An 18,582-nucleotide genomic window follows, 5' to 3' on the forward strand; every position below is an offset into this window, starting at 1 on the left:
CTTGTGGGTGAAAAATGTAAGTTTAACTAGCTGAGTTAGTGAATAAGCATTTATAACATAGAGTTAGATACAAATTTTCACTTACAACTCCCCCTTACAAAAAAATCTGAGAAATTTATGTAAAAAATGGGCATTTTCTTAAAAATCCACTTACAAAAATCACAAAGGGAGTTGTAATTGATCAGTTGATTCCTTGGGTTCAATACCAACACTTAGTCCGACTAAACGTATACTTCGTCCATGACTTCTAGCAACGGCTTCTTCACATAACTTGATAAAAAACTGCATATCCATTTCATCATACTTATGTTCAACCGTTGTTTGTTGAAAATCGTTGAACTTTAACTTCACACCGAGTTTCGTGATCACTTTATCTGCAAGCGATTTTTCTAACCTTTGCTCTAATTCGACATACAAAGGCTTTATTACAAGTATGCATTCATCCAGGCTATGAATATCATTTAGGTATGTCCGTTCAACCCCTACTGACTTTCTTACCCTTTCAACAACAATATCTCTATCATCAATACCATTGCACCTTTGCCAAAGCGTATGCCCAAATTTACCAAATTTTGAAATCAAAGTGTTTTTATCGAAATTCTTAATATCCTCCCCTTTATACAAGCCAAGTTTGTTTAATTTCTCTAACGTCACCTTCCCAACACCATTTATTTTCCCTAGTTCTAATTCGTCTATAAAAGTTTGGATTTCAGAAGGTGGGACAATACATATACCGTTAGGCTTATTCACATCTGAAGCGACTTTAGAAACAAACTTTAATGGGGAAACTCCTGCTGAAGCCGTTAAATTCAATTCCGTTTGAATAGATTTACGTATGTCTTCTGCAATTAAAGTTGCTGAACCTTGAAACAAATTAGAACCAGTGACATCTAAATATGCCTCATCTAACGACAGTGGCTCTATTACATCCGTATACCGTCTAAATATTTCATGGATTTGCCTAGATACCGCCTTATACTTTTCCATATTTCCAGACACTACCGTTAAGCTTGGGCAAAGTTGTAATGCTTTTGCTGTAGACATAGCCGAACGCACACCAAAAGCTCTCGCCTCATAGCTACACGTTGCAATAACGCCGCGACCATTTTTCCCTCCAACAGCTAGAGGAATTCCACGTAAAGAGGGGTTGTCCCTTGCTTCTACAGAGACATAGTAACTGTCGAGATCAATGTGAATTATTTTTCGCATACTTTAATCGATGTTTTTGAATGGTTTAGGTGCATAAACCTTTCCAATACCTTTGCACTGTGTATTTGTACAGCATTATAGCAATTCAAATACAGTACTAGCAAAAGAATCTAACGATGCCATTGTTCAACTATCTATATGAAAAAGACGAAATAATCCTTTTCCTTAATGCCCCAAGTTGGAGTTCATCAAGTACTCTTAGGCTCCTTCCGAAACCATCTTCATAGACATGAGCACCGTTACTTCCCCAAGTAACATTCGAACAGTTACTCTCTTCAGCCAACAGCAAAGAGCAGGAATTACTAGAGGCATTACGCTGAATGGGAATCTGAGGCTTGTTTGGTTCTCTCATATGGCAACATGCTTGAAGTCGAGGGGGATGCATTTCCTTGCTAACCCAAAAACTGGGCACACCTTTTGGTGTTTGCTCTAGCTCGTTTTTGGACAGAAACGTGTAAGTGACTTTGCTAAATTAGCATTTCGCGGATTACCTGAGGTACAGCAAAACCTCGATCTTAGTGCACATTTTTGTTCATCCACTAAAAATAGCAGAGGGAATGTATTACGCATTCCCTCTCCAATCAATAATTAGCTCTCAGAAAGTCTATACTTTCAAAACCTTTGTACGCAAAATCCCCATTATACCCGACGTCAGAAACTCTTCTTTCACCCTGAATCCGAGTTATTATTCTTAAGCCACTAGATTTCAGTGCAGCAGTTAAAAATTCCTTTTCCAAGTAGAATCTTTGCCGAGAGTTAGAATATCCATCTAGATCTTCAACTATATACTTTGAGATTTGATGTCCATCTTTGAAGTAACAAAGCTGCTCACAATCAAACTTAAGCCCATGCTCATTAACAAAACTAGGCGCAAGTATTGGCATAGAAAAACTACCATTTGAATGTTCCCAACTATACTCGATGATAAAATCTTTTAGCGAATGCTCCTTGTATTTAGGAACAGTCATTGTATGGGTTCCAGTTGTACTTACAAAAGCACTTCCATCAAAAAACACGTTTGATTCAACTTCTATTTCTTCTTCACCATCTTCTTCCTCGATAACTAGAGGTTCGAGGCTTTTACTCCACGAACTATAAAGCTCTCCCAGATAAACGTCAGATAATTTGGCGGTTTCTGGGAACCTCAATTTGCTAGATTCCTCGCTGTCAAAATCAAAGTCTTTCAATGACTCTTCGAAGATTAAAAATGATTTTATGGAAGCATAGAAATGACGATTTGATTCCTTAGACTCCTCGACTATGAAGGCATCAACCAAAATCCAGTTTTCATTTTCAATACTTGTACAATCGCTGAGATTAGCCAGAGTTGGCTCTCCCGAATGGTTAATCCATTCTTCTGTAGTTAATACTTCATCACCCAAGTACATTTTTTTGCTAAGAGGGTAGGTTTTTAAGCTTTTACTAGGAAAGAAAGGGTCAATTCCTTCTATAAACCTTCCCCCCCAGAACTCCAACTGTTTCGAATCGAGTAGTTTTCCTGCCATTTGGTAGTACGCTATCCAAGAGTACTTTTTCCCATAGCGCTCTACTTTTGCAGTTTCGTGTCTGCGGTGATAACCGCTCGAAGAAATTTGATTGTCTAAGTTACCAAATTTGTCCTCGCTCCATCCCAAATCATATACCTTCCACAATATCTGATTACGAATTTTCGCGTAAGCCTCATGTTCATAGTCATAATTACTACGATCTTTAACTAGGCGACCAATAGTATAGTTCTCGAAATCCATTTTAAGAGGTGATAAATGTCCGCTCAGGCCATCAGTGCTTTCTTCATTCCATTGACTTCTGGGCATTTGATCAAAAGGTTCAGTAGCCGCTTTAACTTCTGATTCATTAATTCTAATTTGAGGTTCTAATTTCGTACGCCTTACCAAACATGACGCATACTCTCTGACTAATATGTTTGTTGTAGCGTACTTCGAATCATGACTGAAGAAATTAGCTACTATGTGTTTACTAAACGCTTCTATCTCACTTAAGTTTTCAGATTTGTCCAAAGATATACAGATTACTGAATAACATGCGGCAATTATCCGCTCTAAGATATATTCATCATCTACCGCTAAAATAGGTTGGACGATTTCTAGGAAACTCTTAGTGTTGTGCACTCCATAGTAGACTAAAGCCTCAGTTGAAATATCTCTTAGCTCAGTTACGACTGAGTTAAGGAACCAAATCGTTGTAATTAGCCTTAGTTTTTCTATTTCTGGATCTGAAAACTCTCTATTTTTCCAACGCTCTGCTCTAAATCGAATGCCTTTTATCAATTCATCATGGTTTCTTCTAAAGTACTCTCCCCATGAAAGATCTCTGTCCACCATCGACATGTCTAACAATACATCACTTAGAAACTTTGCGTTTAGAGGGTGAGATATTGCGAATCGTACGTCTCCTAAAGATTCAATGTATTTTCGTTTCAACCCTTCATTTAGTATTAAGCTTTTCAATTCGCATACTGTTTCATCACAAATGTAATTAGGTTCAATCAAATGCGACAAACTTAGAGCTTCATGTTTGTAAGTTGAAGGAACTATTTGCCAAATATGTGGCAGATTATACTGCGGTGCAATAGCGACAAGTGCATGTAGGATGTCCTCTGACAGCTCATGCTGCAAAGTCACATCTTCGAAAATTTTCTCTAAAAATTCTTGTGAACTGAATAGCGATACGTCTCGATTTAGACAATAGTGCTCCATTAAATAGAAAGCTATAATGTATCCACCTAGGCGGTCATACGCTGGGCTTAAGCGATATTCTCCACGACGAACCAGATCTCTGAATATAAAACCTTCTTGAGATAGCAAGTTTACAATATTACTGTCCCAATCTGTCGACTGTGGATTATACTTCTGCAAAAAGTCTCTTTCTAAAACACCTCTACCGTTAGCCTCCCACAGAGCTTCGCCTAAGTAGTAGACTGCGTTTTCTACCTCAGTAATTGTATACCTGATAGACAGGTTGGTCATTTCAGATATAGTCTTTCCGATATGTGTGACTTGCTCTTTAAACAATGAGTATATGGATGATGGAAAACTTTGAACCACCACTCGAGTCTTCCTTGATCGATTCGTAACTTCACAAAAAATTTTTAAGTTTAACGGGTGGCTGAAGAAACTTTGCGGAGCTGCAATGGGATTAGCACTAATCTTATAATATCTAAAGTATGCATCTATAGCTTGGACAGTTACTTCGTCACTAAACCCTTTTAATAGTAACTCAAAGCAATCATTGGGGAGCGCTTGCTGCGCAAACCCTTCTCTTGATGAACTATTAGCTCTGACAGCACCTACATGTTTCCGAGACTGATATCCATCTCGTAATGTACAGACGAGTACTACATTCGGATATCGTGGTAGTACAGTCTCTATGCTTGCCAATAAGTTCTTCCATTCTCTTGGGTCTTCAGCCTCGTTTAATCCATCAACAACTATTGGAACTCGGCAACGATTTCTTTCTCCTGCAGAATCTATAGCCGAAAGCAACGATTCAAACAATCTAACTTTGTTAGAGGCAAAGGACATATTTTCAACCAGAGAATCAAGTGTTCCTCCCTTACGAAGTTTTTTTCCGTGAAGAAATATTCCAGCTAGCCTGTCATCATTTTGGCTTGTAACTTCAGCAGCTAATTGTGTTTTACCTCTGCCAGCTTTACCAATAACAGCTATTAGTTGATGAGAGAACAGTTCTAAAGCTTCTGACAACAGCTTCTTAATGTCTTTGATAACTGCATTAGCATTGGTTAAATAAAGAGAAAGCGGTAGGTTCTGCCTTCTTGTTAACCTTAGTAACTGACTTATGTTTTTTGTCTGCTCTGAAGATTGAGCAAAGTTCGCAATTCTACCTATTTCTCTGCCTGACACTGTAGACTCAAAGACCTTACAGCTAGATATAACCTGTTTACAAAAGGCTATGAACCCTTCTAAATCAGACGAAAAATCTACATAATCCTCATGCCTAGCTAACTCAGAAATAGTTGATAAATAAGCGTCTAGTTTAACTTTTGCAGTATATATATCAGACCATGCGCTAGGTTCACCGAGCACTCTTCTTATATCTCGCTCTACGCCTGTAGATTGATGAACTTCATGAATCCAACGACTTCTAATCGGAGCCACTGAATTCGTATGTTGCTCATTTAACATATCTGGTGTTAAAGCCAGCTCTCCAAAATAATTAGCCCTTAACTCTGTTGCTGGTCCTGAGAGATAAGACTCTAAGTCGTTTTCATTCCAAAGATGTAATGTAAATCCGTATTTTGTTTGTAAATCATAGAACCAAGTTTGGTCAGCCTTCGCTAAGGTTTTATGTGTCCAAAGAATCCATACATTTAAATCTGGTAAATGTTTTTTCGTTGTATTCAGCGAGTGTTCAATCTGGCTCTTTGCCTCAGTAGTTAAGCCACCATCACTTCTATATTGGAACCATTTGCATTGCCATCCAACCTTTAACCCTTTTGTTCCCAATCTAGGGTCATCACTATTGAGCTCAAGATGGAACTCCACACCTGGTTGATTTTTTAACTCTTTAATTGGCCCATGATTTCGAAATTGTCGAACGACAATTCCTCTACATAAGCTTTCAAAACTAAATGCATGCGCGTTAGGATGCTCTCCAGCTACATGTTCAAACTTAGCCCAATCAAGCACTATTTAATCCTCTTGTTTAACCAAATCAGGATAATCGTGTGCTGAAAAGCATTCGACCTTCGCTCCTTCATGAATCAGTAAAGAGATGAATGCATTCAGATCGTCATCTGACGATATGGTTATCTTTGAACCTTTTCTCTCGAGACTTTGATCATACATAAATTGCGCTAATTGTTGGGGAGAAAGACAAAACAGATTTTGCTTGCTAAGGAACTCAAGCACTTCATCACCATATCTATCTGCATCCACGTCAAAATTCGATTCATCACTACATAGAAAAGAACTAATCGTTGATACTAATTGCTCAAAATTTTCAGCCTTCTCTGCATCCTTGAACTCACCAACGATTACTAGATTTAAAGAGTGCTCCGCACCGTAGCCCTGCCAAATTTTCATTCTAATTCAACCCTTATAGTATTTGTTAACTGACGATAAGCATTAGTGAGGGAACCACCACCTATAGGAACTCCATTCTTGTCAAACGAACTCAGTTTAAGAACACCTGACGCATCTATATGCGCAAAGCCTTGTAGGTCGCTCTCTTTCTGAAGACCGATAGCAGTGATAAATTGATTTTTGTAATCAGAGCTTATAGATACCCTCATGCTTTTTATCGTTGAGCTTCGATTGTCGACGATTTCTTTTAATTTACTTAGTGTTACATCATCGATTTTTTTACCAAACCCCACTGGTACCTCTGGTAAAATCAGAAACTCGTCAGCGCCTAGCTCCTTGGACAGTTCCAAGGCATTTGGCAAGTCTTCAATGGTTTTACTGTTAACCACGTAATTTATCCCAAAAGGGATACGTCCTTTCAATAATTCTAAATTGCTTAACAGCCCCTTAAATGGTCTTTTCCTTATAGACTCGTAATTACTATAAGTCCCATCCATACTTACTCTAATAAAATTCACATGACTTTTTAGCTGTGATATTAGTTCAGGAGTTAAAGTGTGACCATGCGTCGTAAAGCTAATCGATAGCTTGGTTTCTTCCTGTCCAAACTGGCAAAGTTCAACCAAGTCTTCATGCAATGTTGGCTCACCTCCACCAAAGCCGATACCAAACACACCCATACTATCCATTTCAAGCAACCAATCTTTTACTCTACTTTTTTCCAGAGTTGAGCGATGCTTTGGCGCATAACAATGCGCACACCTCAAGTCACAGTCATTAGTAAGAGCTATGGATACTTGTCTAGGGCTATTCGTCCAATCGGATTCAGGCGTAACTGCATCATCTAAAAGTATGTTAAGCCCGTTTTGACGGTTAAATAAGTGGATACCATCAGGCCCCTTTCTAATCTTGAACTCGTGTTGTTGGGTGACGCCATTTTTATTCTCTATATACAAAGTTTATCCAATACCTTAAATGGTTAGGTTAGATCGCAGTGCAATATCAGCACAAGATGAAACTAATAACTAAAGGGTTACTCTTAGTCACTTCAAACATGCCAACCCTACCTATAAAATACACTCCTACAGATGGCGAGTACATTGAATTGCCACCAAATTCATAGGCACTTTGTGACATAAGAAAAAATAGGGCAAATAACCTCGCTTAGAAATGAGGTACAGAACAGATCAAGCTTAGAATGGGGCAGAACTGATTTAGCGCAACCTGTCAGAAATGGTCACATAGAGTAAACGAAACTAACAGATTACATTCAGACCAATTCAAATAAGTATATCGACGGATAGAAATAAGCCTCGCATTCGCGAGGCTTAATAATAGTTATTTGTAATACTGGTGACGTCTTTTCGAATTATGCTTCCAGCACTTAGCAACGTCATATATGTATGCAGGATAATCATCCCAAGGATTAGCCAGTATTTTCCCTCTAGCCGCTCGCAGTTTGATTGGGTACTCACGATACTCAACTTCATGAAGGAAAAAATAACTCTTTTCCTGCTTAGTTGAAAAGTGCTTATGAGTCCCACTACGAACACAAGGATACACATGCCATATAATACAGCCATTAGCTTTGATATGGCTTCGGTACTGTTGCTTTAGTTTTTTCATTTACCCTCCAGGCTTACATTACCTAGAAGGGGTCCTCTGCAAAGTAGTTCATTCGTCCACCTTTATGTACAGTCTTACTTAGTCTAGCAAATTAGCGTTAGAGCCTGAAATCGTAATCAGAGCTTATCAACTAAAACATACTTCTTAAAACATCTCGAGGCTGATGCTTGTCTGCTCACTTTGCGAGTACATGATTGGTCAACAACTTGCTAGTAAAAATTAAAATTAGTATTCGTGGTAGAGCCTATTCATACCCACCAAGTCTTTTATGATCTAGGTACTGAACTAGATACTTTTTCCCGTACTCAATAACCACTTCTAAGGGTGTTGTATTGTCAAAACTCAAGGTGTTTGCATATTGATACCAAACGCATGGGCTAACTAACCAACTACGATAGATAAAGCTTCCATAGCGTTTGATACCGGAAAAGATTTGAATTCTAAGTTTAGACCAGAGTACCAAACAACAAGATGTAGAGTTTGTCATTTACCCCAAGGTTACGATACGAGCAAGACTCCCTATTTAAAAGTGATAACAAATTTGTCCAGATTCAAGCTTCTACCCAAAAGTGATATCAAATTTGTCCAGATTTAAGCTTCTATCCCAAAGTGATATAAAATTTGTCTTAATTGGAGTGGTAACCCTCCCTAAAGAGTTTTTTTAGTTAGACGTCATTTAACAAATGGTTCAGGAATAGCATGAATAAAGAGGGCGCCGTTATTAATAAAATAATAATCACTTACTTTATGGGATGTTAAGATGACCTAAGGTATTGGAATTTTTATACTCAGGTGTAGTTAAAAGGTGCCCCAGCGGACAAAGAGACAGGCATATAAAAGAATGGAACTCTAAGGTACATTAAGTTAGGAGTGCTTGTTTTGCTACCATAACTTCTTGTTCTGGTTGACTACTAAAGGATAAACAATGATTTTCTGGATCCCCTCAACTGTCATTCAACCACTACATTCCTGGGCTAATCAAAAGTCATACACTCCCTTGCATTGCCAGGTGAGTGATTGGAACGGTACGTTTTACCCAGATTTTGAATTGTTATTGGAAGAGCAATTAAGGATAACATGCCTATCCATAGAGCTAGATGGTTCGAATATTGGCCAGTGCATTGATACGATTTATCGCTACGCTTTAAAAGATAAAGCAACAACTTTAAAGTACATACATACTCAAAAAGAGTCTCGTCGAGAACTTTTTTTAAATCAGCTAAAGAACCATGGAAAGATTGATATTGGGCTTTATGACTGTGGTAACCTCCTCTCATTATTAGATGAAGAAGTTTTACTCTGCTTTCGTTTGAATGGTTCTGTTCCTGATTATCTGACGTTCTGGTTGGACTACACTGCTAAAAGAGCCCAAATAAAACCGTTACTTCTGACAAATGAAGGAACTAAGTTTCTCGATAGGTTGAAGGGTGTTGAGAAAATCACGTTACCAGATATCACCAGTGATGAGGTTTCGTCAGCTAGCTTAAGCGCACTTAAGTCATTAACAGGGAAAACCATCGAAAGAGTCGACATAGAAGAACTGCTATCTATGAGTGATTCATGGGAGAAGTTTTTGCGCCTAATTCAACTCAGAGCGGTGCAGGGAACGCTTACAAAAATTGAATAATGTGATTTTTTAAAGTTAACAATGTTCCATTACCCTACGGTGTAATTGCCAAGTAGTACTTGAGGGCATAGACAGCTCTGTTTTCCTTCGCTCGAAGACTATTGACAACAGGTAGCACAACAAGAGGCACTAGCTGTGGATCATGTCGTATCTGAATATTAGAAAAGCTAAGATTCTTACCTTCAAACCTGCCACCTTCACATATAGTTCACAACAAGCTTTGGGGCAGTCCGAGTCAGCCGCGCAGTCAGCATGGCTCTGGACAGAAATGAGTCAGTGAGTTTACTAAATTAGCATTTAACGGATTAAATAGGATATTGCAAAACATCTAACTCAGAGAGCAAATTCAACCACCTAATAAACCCATATCAACTACCTACTACTTAATGTGAATATTTCGAAACATTTTCCCTCTGGGTAGCCGATTGCCTGCAATGTAAGTTTTCATATACTCAGATACTACTGGTGAAACATAATTGGTATCCAATACTTCTAATTGACCAGGTTTCAGCTTAGACTCAAAGTAGAAATGCTCTGTATTCGCATTATCCGTAGAAAATCCACTTTTATTAACCACACTAAATCGCCCAATTAAATAGAATTGCTCATCCGAAGACTCAAGAATAAACCTTAGATTAGGACTTGCTATAGTCGCTACCCCCAAAGAAGGACCTAAGCCATAATAACGAGCCGGGTACCAGTCTTGATACCAGAAGACCCACTTAGCTATATTTATATCACCTTCCTTAAAACTGATTCCATCAGTATTGCTTTCAATATATGGAGTACCCGTTCCCAGAGATAAATGCGGCGCATATAATCCTCTTACAGCTTTATCAAGTTCAAATCTACTAGCGATTTTTTCATGCAAACATATTGATAAAGGGTAAACACCTGTAAAAATTGGGTTTTGATTATTTTCAATTGCGCTAAATTTTTCTGAAGCATTTAGTTCGTAGCCTTCAGCAATGCTCACGGCGAATACCTCTAGATCAACATTGATACCATTAACTTGATGCACAACAGGCCCCGAACCACCCAGCACCACATCATCATTACATGCAAGCTTGTCCAAAATCCTTTTCAGTTTCCTCTCAGCGGGTAACTGTTCATTCTGTATGATTTCTGACGTATCTGGCCAAAAAGCAGGTCTAGATATTGGACCAACAGAATGAAGCAACTCAGAGAAAGGATTGGCCTGTTGCACCAAGTGAAATACTTCAGATTGATCAATAGAGTAATTATTAGCCGCATATAAAATAGTTCGTACATAAGCCGACATCACCGCCGACTCTGTAGCTGAAGATAAACTACACATCAGATGATCCCGCAACCAAAACATGCCGCCGGTGAAGCTGTATGGATCAAAGTAAGAATAATTCTCCCTACTATTAATGTATTCCAGCTCTGAGGACATATGGCCAAGAAGGTCAGCACCAACATTGTTGCCCAAAGTACTTATAGATGTTGAGATATAGCCAGGCACTCCGTTTAAAGATTTTTTCAACCTTTCACTAATTCCAATATATATAGATTTATCCAAATATGAATTAGCTAGATTTTTCTCGTCGTAGTAAAACCCCAAATCTTCAAATAGATATTTCAAAAACAAGGAGTGAAATGGGACCGCCTCTATAAGTTCGTCTGCATCAAAATGATTTTTTTCAACAAGCTGAAGTATTGATAAATATTCAACGACAGACATTTCATTAGGGAGTGATTTAATACATTCTATAAACTCTTTTCTGCACAAGCCACTATCGTCATTATCAATGATATGGGCTATCTTCATAGCTGTTTTTTTCTTTACAGCTTTATCTGGCCATTGATAAAATTTTAAGAGAAAACTAAAGGCCCATACCTCTTTAGATTTTGTATCGTGCAACCAATAGGACTCTCGAATTGGCAAGTGCTCTATATCCCTTTCCAAACCACGGACGATTACGTCAGTGACATCCGTCGCTAAATCATTCTGACCAACAGCTATTAAAAACATTACTAGCTTACTGGTTGGTACAATTGACCACTCATCGCCACGCAATTGAAGGTGCTCACCATGAGTTGAATCAGCGAACAATTCCTCCCATCGGTCTCTATACTCTCGGGCATAATAGCAAATCATTTCTTCAGATTTTGAGCCAGAATATCTACTCCAATAACTATTAGCTCTAATACTTCTAAGTGCCCAAACATACGCCCTCCTTTTACCTTGAAGCTTCTTGCTCGCTTGATAAATAGCATCGATACTTTCCTTAAGCCCAGATAAATAAGGGAGGTCTTCATCGTCCTTGAAGAAGTTTTCATATTCAGCTATGACTCGCAGACCTTCTCCAAGATCAACCCAATGTTCTATCCATTGTGAAAGATAACTAGAATCTGAGTATCTATACTCTTTTCTTATTCTCTCTATTAAATCACCTAAATACTCTGGCACATAAGAACCAAAAGGAATTTTTATTTCTTCTTTATCTATATTGCTACTAGAATCTTTATCTCTTGGCTTAGGTGGCTCTGTACCATAATATTCAACAATTTCTTGGAGTACTGGGTCAAGAGAAGAATCTTCATTTGATCGTTCTTTAATAGCCTCAACCAAACCATAAGAATAAAAGCAGCCAATCAAATCTAGTACACCAGGCAAACTGATGTCACCGTTCTTTATATAAGCAATTAAAATATCTTCAAGTACATACCAATTCTGCTCTTCAAGGTGAAAGGAAAACTCATCGTATATTCTGCTAGGCAAATGCTTGCTCAACAGTTGCATATACCAGAATGGTATATGCCTTATTTCCCTCTCCGTGAATGAGAACATGTCTACTGTAAAACATGAAACCCTCTTCAAATAATCAGCAACATCCCCAATATCAGCATCAGAACATGCCTGAATTGATTCAAACACCTCATGAAATGTAATATCTTTTCTATACCCGTAGCCAAGCATGTACTTACAAGCCTGCTCTAAACCAGTTTTCACGGCATCCTTTAAACCGAGTGAAGATGAAATTGATACAATATCAATACACTCATCACCTAGTTCAGCTGTATTACCTTCCTTATTGTTAAGGTCATTTAAAGAATCACACCAGTAATTATTAGCACTATCATTATCGACAGGAACGAAAGACTGTTTTACTGACTTTTGAAAGAAAACGACTGGACTCCACCACGAATAGTCTTGAACCTCATCAAGATATTTCTTATCAATATTTTCAAAAAGATTTTTTTCTTTCAGCAATAAAGCAATTTTGATGCATGCATTAGGAATGGCATGTATTACAGATAATGTTTTAGAATGAAGTTCATAATCGTACCCAATATGCTTTTTGCAACCCGAACTTTCTATATACTTGTAGATATCTAAAGGGTTTAACTTTTCGCCGTTACGGATTAACTTCGCTGTATTCACACCTGCAATATAAAAGCCAAACCAAATCGAAAAGTCATAATTATCATCGATTTGGAGTTTTAAAATTTCTTTATCTAAAGTTAATACATCAAAAGCCAAATGATCATTCAATGTATGAAAGAAGAAATCAAGCAACTCACTTTCTGACACATCCCTATGCCTAAAATATACCGGACCAATAAAATTCTTATGTACTGGTAGCTGATCTTTTAATAAATAATAAGACACACCAAACGAAGAAGCTAATACCTCATCTCGATAATCTCTGCTAGATAGATCAATACCTGAAATACAAGCGGCAGTTATAGAGTATTCTAAAAAAATCGGTTTGCTTTCTTCAGGGAGATTAAAGTAGTCAATATCAAAAATATATTCTGAATTATCGCTTCTTAACAAGGATGAAAATAGCATTTCATACAAACCATCTTTAGGGGTAATCCGGTCAATTAAATCAATAACTCTGCCCACATCTGGGTCATCACAATCACACAAAACTTGAATTAACGAATCAACTGTTAAGCTAAATTTATTTTCAGTTCCTTCATATATATTCGCGTAAAATACTGCCCTTTTGTATAGTTCTTGATAGCAGTTCTCTACAACTTCTGGATACTTTTTCCTACAGAGTGATGCAACAGCGACGATATCCTCGATATCTAATGTTCTTATATTGTCCGATTTCCAAAGCAATCCATATTCATCATCAGAATGCTTCATAGCCGAGCGAGAAAATTCTGAAAAATCCTGAACCTGATATTCAGGACCATTGATAAACCTAGTTTTCATCAGACGCAAATCAACTAGGCGAGTATAATTTTTATTAGAAAAAGCTACTTTTTCAGCACTAGAGATAATATGTTCGATATGCCCCAACGGATACCCATCGCATAACGAATTTATAACCCACTCTTTAGTAACACCTTTAAGCAGCGGATCAATGTTTTTCATTTCCGATTGTACAATCCAATCCCAGGCCCACCTCCAAAATGATGGAGCGTCGTTGCTAAGCCAATTACTTACAACCGGATATAGCCTTCTTTTAGCGCCTTCAAATTCTTTCCGCTTCTGGATATTTACTAATAGGCTTCCGTGAAACGGAAACACACCGCTCCGGCGGTGTTCCACCAAATGCTCAATTTCTTTATACGCCTCTAAAAATGTTTGTGTCCCTTCAAAACATTTTGCAAAGCTATTTTTATCTGGCCATGGAAATTCTGTCACAGCCATTAAGTATAGAATTTCCTTAGCTAGTTCCGAGAGGTTTGCCCAAATATTCCAGTAGTAAGTGTTAATATCACCATCCGGACACTTATCCAGCTTCTCGATATCATAAACGGACACATTCTTTTCTTTAGCTAACAATGTACGCAACGAATAAATCACATGCAAAGGATATCCGCTTGAAATCTGTTGTAATGCTAGAGCTATTTCAGGAATAGAGCTTACAGATGTGCTTCCTCCAATATTGGCGACACCGGAATCACGTAAGCCTTCAAGCCATGACCCAATTGCAGACAAATCCATATAAGGGATATCCAACCACCGATCACCTTCGACAGGGCAATTGCTTAGCAACCTGTTAGGCAACTTAGAGCTACTGACCGGCTGAGTTCCAAAGACAATTGTTACGCCTTCTGGAACTGGTAGAATTCTATTTATTAAATGTTCTAATTGAGATATATCAGACCTCTCTCTCCATACATGGTCCAATCCATCCACAATTAGTATAAATTTTTTCCCTTTTTTGCTTGCCTCCTCTCCTACACGAACTAGCCACTTATCTATATTCTCTGGTGATTCATCTAGCCCAACCCACGAAATCATTGGGGAGTTTTTGATTTGCTTAATAATTGATGATGCGGCGTTAAAGAAAGAAATCCTATCGTCCAGACTTTGAAGGCCCAGTGAATAATGATGTCGCACTGCAGCAACATTCTTAGCCTGTAGATTTTCATACAAATAGGAGAGGTAGGTGCTTTTTCCCATACCAGGAGCGCCCGACACAACCCAAGCTCCCCCCGTATCTAGCTTATTAGTAACATCTTGATGAAAATTCATTGTTGGGGGGAGGTATTTTTCAGGTATATCAAAATACTGAGAGAGATCCCGGCTGACTCCTAGACTCAATAAGCTGTGTAAGTCCTCAAACCTTATGCATCCATCAGCCGAAGGCTCTCCTTTTCTAGTAGCCCATCTCTTTACTTTGGTTAAAAATCTGTGCCAGCCCTCTTCGTTAGTATGGTCTGGAACTAAAGAGTCATGAAGCTGATTCTCTAGATTATCAATCGTTGGTTGGCTATGTATAAAGTTGAAATTGTTGAAGAACTCCTCAGCCTCGGCCTTTCCACCTAACTGGGATTCAATAATCTTTAGGTGCTCATTTGGAATACTGCGAAGGTCGATCATTCCATTTTTCAAGCATGCAGAAACTTCAGTGTCCGGCCTTCTATTTGTTATTAGCTCGGCTTTTCCCAGTTGACTATTCTTAACCGCTTCAGTTAAGTCTTTGAACCACTTTTGAATTAGAGAAGTGCCATTCCCTGTACGATACGTTAGCCAATCAAAACTAAGTGTAAGATCTTCTCTATTCGCATCAATTGTGAACTTAACCTGGGTTAGCTCGTATTTTCCGTCTGCTCGAAGAGCAATAACATCATCTAAGCTGGATACCTTTGCGTCAGGTAATGAGGTACTTTCTACTTTTACCCACTGATATTTATCCCTATCGTGATACCAGTTAACCAATATCCTTATACATACTAGGTCCTGATATTCATACCCAAGACGGGTTAACTGAGTGCTTTTGATTGGAGGATTCATGTGAGTTGGTATTCCTTTGTGCTTCTCATTGTTCACTAGGATGCTTAGCGCGACCCCAGCGGAGAGCAGAGTGTGTTGCTACTCCATGCGTCGTTGACTTAATTCAAATCTGCTTTAGAACGATTGATGGCTTTATCCAAATTATCGTTGATTTCTGGAATAGACGGAAAAGTCATTGGTTCTGTTCCGCAAACAATTTTTGGACATCTGCTAAATTAGCTACTATCCAAAATTTAACGTACAGAAACTATTACATGCTAATGCATTGAAAAAACAAGACAAAGTAACATTATTTACAGAAAAGATGAATAAATCTCTTCAATTCAAACAATTACAAAGTGTAGGCCGTTTTGGTAGCGGTATTGTCTGACTCTATTTCCACATTTTTAGAATAACTAAAAGTAACTCAAATTGTGCTTTGGGGAGCTGATAATCTAGCGTTCGTATCTTATTTGGGGCAAAGGTGAGCCAGTAAAGAACTGGCTCAATGATGGGCAAAGATGAGTCAACAGGTAAGGATTTCTTACCTGTTGCTAGCATGATGTATGGAATCCACTCCCTCTCTGCCAATCTACACTTAGCAGAGTCACGAAAATTCGAGGGTTCCAATATGTTGACGAATAATGTTATCGCTATCGATTTAGCAAAAAATGTTCTTCAAGTGTGTCATATCAGTATTCATGGTGAAATGCTGTCTAATAGACCTCTTAGTCGGCAAAAAATGAAAGAGTTTCTTGCTAAAGCAAAGCCCTCAATTGTTGCTATGGAGGGATGTTGTGGTTGCCATTATTGGGGACAACTGGCAGAAAAGTACGGACATGAAGTGCGGATCATTAACCCAAAGAAAGTAAAAGGTTACTTAGAGGGTCATAAAACCGATCATAATGATGCACTAGCAATTGCTAATGCAGCTATCCAGATAGGAATTAAGTTCAGTCGCCCCAAGTCACTTGAACAACAATCGATGCATTCTTTAGAAACTAGCCGTAGATTCTTATCTCGTAGTGTTGTTTCTCTAGCGCTTCACATTAGAGGGACAATTTTGGGCTACGGGATAGCAAACCCTAGAGGTGAAAAAGGCTTAAAAGCGTCGGTTCAAACAGTGCTTGATGGCGATACATCAATACCCGCCAATGTCGTATCCGTTCTGTCGATGCTGTGGGAGCAATATAAAGAACTTAAAGCAAAACTCATCGCATTCGAAAAAGAGAAAAATGCTTTAACCCGTCAGATAGAACCGTGCCAACGATTAATGGACATTGAAGGTGTTGGTGAAACAACTGCTGCGATGCTCTATACAACTCTTGGTGATGGAAAGCAGTTCAAGAATGGAAGACAAGCTTCAGCGTTTGTTGGTCTTACACCTAAACAGCACAGCTCAGGTGGCAAAGTGTTTATGATTGGGATCGATAAATGCGGTGGTGTGAAGGAGCTACGCTCGCTTCTTTATCTTGGCGCAATGTCTTACGTTGGACGACTACCCGAAAAACCGAAGACTCAGAAGGACGCTTGGTTGAGGAGCATCATAGATCGTATCGGCTTCAAGAAGGCCTGCATTGCACTGGCTAACAAAGTGGTACGGACTGCATGGGCGATGCTTCGGTATGAGACTGAATATAAACCAGTATTACTCACTAATTAAGCACTAACAAATTCTAAAATTTTACAAAATGATGATGCATAAAAGGTAAGACCAACCTACTGAAAACCTGACCAAAATGTGACGCTTTAAGAGGCTGATAACTCGATGAGGACAGTAGGTGCGCAAAACATCAAAGGCTAGAAGGTAGCGCCTTCAATAAGAAGCCGAATATACGACCGCATCTTAACTTTTATTGCCAAAATCACTTTGTAAATACGTGGATTCCATATACGTTTTGGGGCAAAAGTGTTTTAGCTTACCTATCCCGCCTGACTTGATGTCGCCCAAAAGCGATCAAACTTTATTGAAACTGAACAATCTTTATTGTCCTCCGACAATAGTGAAACTGAACAAGCCGTCCTAAAATACGCCATCGACTTCCCTACTCATGGACAAGTTAGAACAAGCAACGAACTGCGTAAACTGGGGGTCTTTATCTCTCCAAGTGGCGTGCGCTCAATCTGGCTTCGCAACGACCTAGAAAACTTCAAAAAACGCCTCATTGCCTTAGAAAAGCAAGTTGCTGAGAACGGTATTATTCTAACGGAAGAGCAAGTCGCTGCTCTAGAACGCAAGAAACATGATGATGAAGCTTGTGGTGAGATAGAAACAGCACACCCAGGCTATCTAGGCTCTCTCAAGACACATTCTATGTTGGCAACCTTAAAGGTGTTGGGCGTATCTATCAGCAGACGTTCGTTGATACCTACAGCAAAATAGCATTCGCAAAGATCTACACGACAAAAACACCAATAACGGCAACAGATATGTTGAATGACAAGGTTCTGTCGTTCTTCGAGAATCATAAGCTGCCAATGTTGAGAACCTTGACTGACCGAGGCACTGAATACTGTGGTCGTGTTGATCAGCATGATTACCAACTCTATCTAGCCATCAATGATATCGACCACACGAAAACGAAAGCGATGTCACCGCAGACAAATGGTATCTGCAAACGCTTCCACAAGACCATATTGAATGAGTTCAACCAAGTCACATTCAGAAAGAAACTGTATGGTTCGATAGAAGAGTTACAGAAAGATCTGGACGAATGGATGGACTACAACAATCATCGTATCCATCAAGGAAAAATGTGCTGTGGCAGAACGCCAATAGAGACATTAGAGGATGGAAAATCAATCTGGGCTGAAAAGAATTTAGCCCAGATATAATCTGACAGGCACCG

General features: G+C 38.8%; 7 protein-coding genes and 1 pseudogene. 3 read left to right on the forward strand and 5 right to left on the reverse strand.

The annotated features are described in order from the left end of the window. Positions 1–159 precede the first annotated feature (159 nt). The 4 genes from dinB to SJY39_RS26615 all read right to left on the reverse strand — a co-directional run bounded on the left by dinB (position 160) and on the right by SJY39_RS26615 (position 7,228). Positions 160–1,209, reverse strand: coding sequence for a DNA polymerase IV (gene dinB, locus SJY39_RS26600; RefSeq protein ID WP_390243110.1), 1,050 nt, complete (start codon positions 1,207–1,209; stop codon positions 160–162). Between the two features lie 581 nt (positions 1,210–1,790). Beyond that, positions 1,791–5,876: a hypothetical protein gene (locus tag SJY39_RS26605; RefSeq protein ID WP_390243112.1), complete on the reverse strand. Its 4,086-nt coding sequence runs from the start codon at positions 5,874–5,876 to the stop codon at positions 1,791–1,793. Positions 5,877–5,879: 3 nt separating this feature from the next. Then, positions 5,880–6,272, reverse strand: a complete 393-nt coding sequence (locus tag SJY39_RS26610) for a DUF6375 family protein (protein WP_390243114.1) — start codon at positions 6,270–6,272, stop codon at positions 5,880–5,882. After that, positions 6,269–7,228, reverse strand: coding sequence for a radical SAM protein (locus SJY39_RS26615; protein WP_390243116.1), 960 nt, complete (start codon positions 7,226–7,228; stop codon positions 6,269–6,271). Before SJY39_RS26615 ends, SJY39_RS26610 begins: the two co-directional genes overlap by 4 nt. 1,595 nt (positions 7,229–8,823) lie before the next feature. Between SJY39_RS26615 and SJY39_RS26620 the strand changes: the two genes are divergently transcribed. After that, positions 8,824–9,525, forward strand: a complete 702-nt coding sequence (locus SJY39_RS26620; protein WP_390243118.1) for a hypothetical protein — start codon at positions 8,824–8,826, stop codon at positions 9,523–9,525. 379 nt (positions 9,526–9,904) lie between these two features. Here the strand turns inward: SJY39_RS26620 and SJY39_RS26625 are convergent, their stop codons facing one another. Continuing rightward, positions 9,905–15,754, reverse strand: coding sequence for a hypothetical protein (locus SJY39_RS26625; RefSeq protein WP_390243120.1), 5,850 nt, complete (start codon positions 15,752–15,754; stop codon positions 9,905–9,907). A 610-nt stretch (positions 15,755–16,364) separates the two neighbouring features. Here SJY39_RS26625 and SJY39_RS26630 point away from each other — a divergent pair. Continuing rightward, positions 16,365–17,396 (forward strand): IS110 family transposase, encoded by a 1,032-nt coding sequence (locus SJY39_RS26630; RefSeq protein ID WP_280555340.1) that lies wholly within the window; start codon positions 16,365–16,367, stop codon positions 17,394–17,396. 345 nt (positions 17,397–17,741) lie between these two features. Beyond that, positions 17,742–18,568: pseudogene (locus SJY39_RS26635) on the forward strand (integrase core domain-containing protein); the annotation flags it as partial. Positions 18,569–18,582 lie beyond the last annotated feature (14 nt).

This window comes from Vibrio sp. R78045 (assembly GCF_042466085.1).
Lineage (GTDB): Bacteria > Pseudomonadota > Gammaproteobacteria > Enterobacterales > Vibrionaceae > Vibrio > Vibrio cyclitrophicus.

What these genes read in the sequence shown, in the direction of transcription:
- SJY39_RS26630 (WP_280555340.1), top strand. Translation starts at nt 16,365, where the DNA reads ATGTTGACGAATAATGTTATCGCTATCGATTTAGCAAAAAATGTTCTT.
- SJY39_RS26625 (WP_390243120.1), bottom strand. Translation starts at nt 15,754, where the DNA reads ATGAATCCTCCAATCAAAAGCACTCAGTTAACCCGTCTTGGGTATGAA.
- SJY39_RS26620 (WP_390243118.1), top strand. Translation starts at nt 8,824, where the DNA reads ATGATTTTCTGGATCCCCTCAACTGTCATTCAACCACTACATTCCTGG.
- SJY39_RS26610 (WP_390243114.1), bottom strand. Translation starts at nt 6,272, where the DNA reads ATGAAAATTTGGCAGGGCTACGGTGCGGAGCACTCTTTAAATCTAGTA.
- dinB (WP_390243110.1), bottom strand. Translation starts at nt 1,209, where the DNA reads ATGCGAAAAATAATTCACATTGATCTCGACAGTTACTATGTCTCTGTA.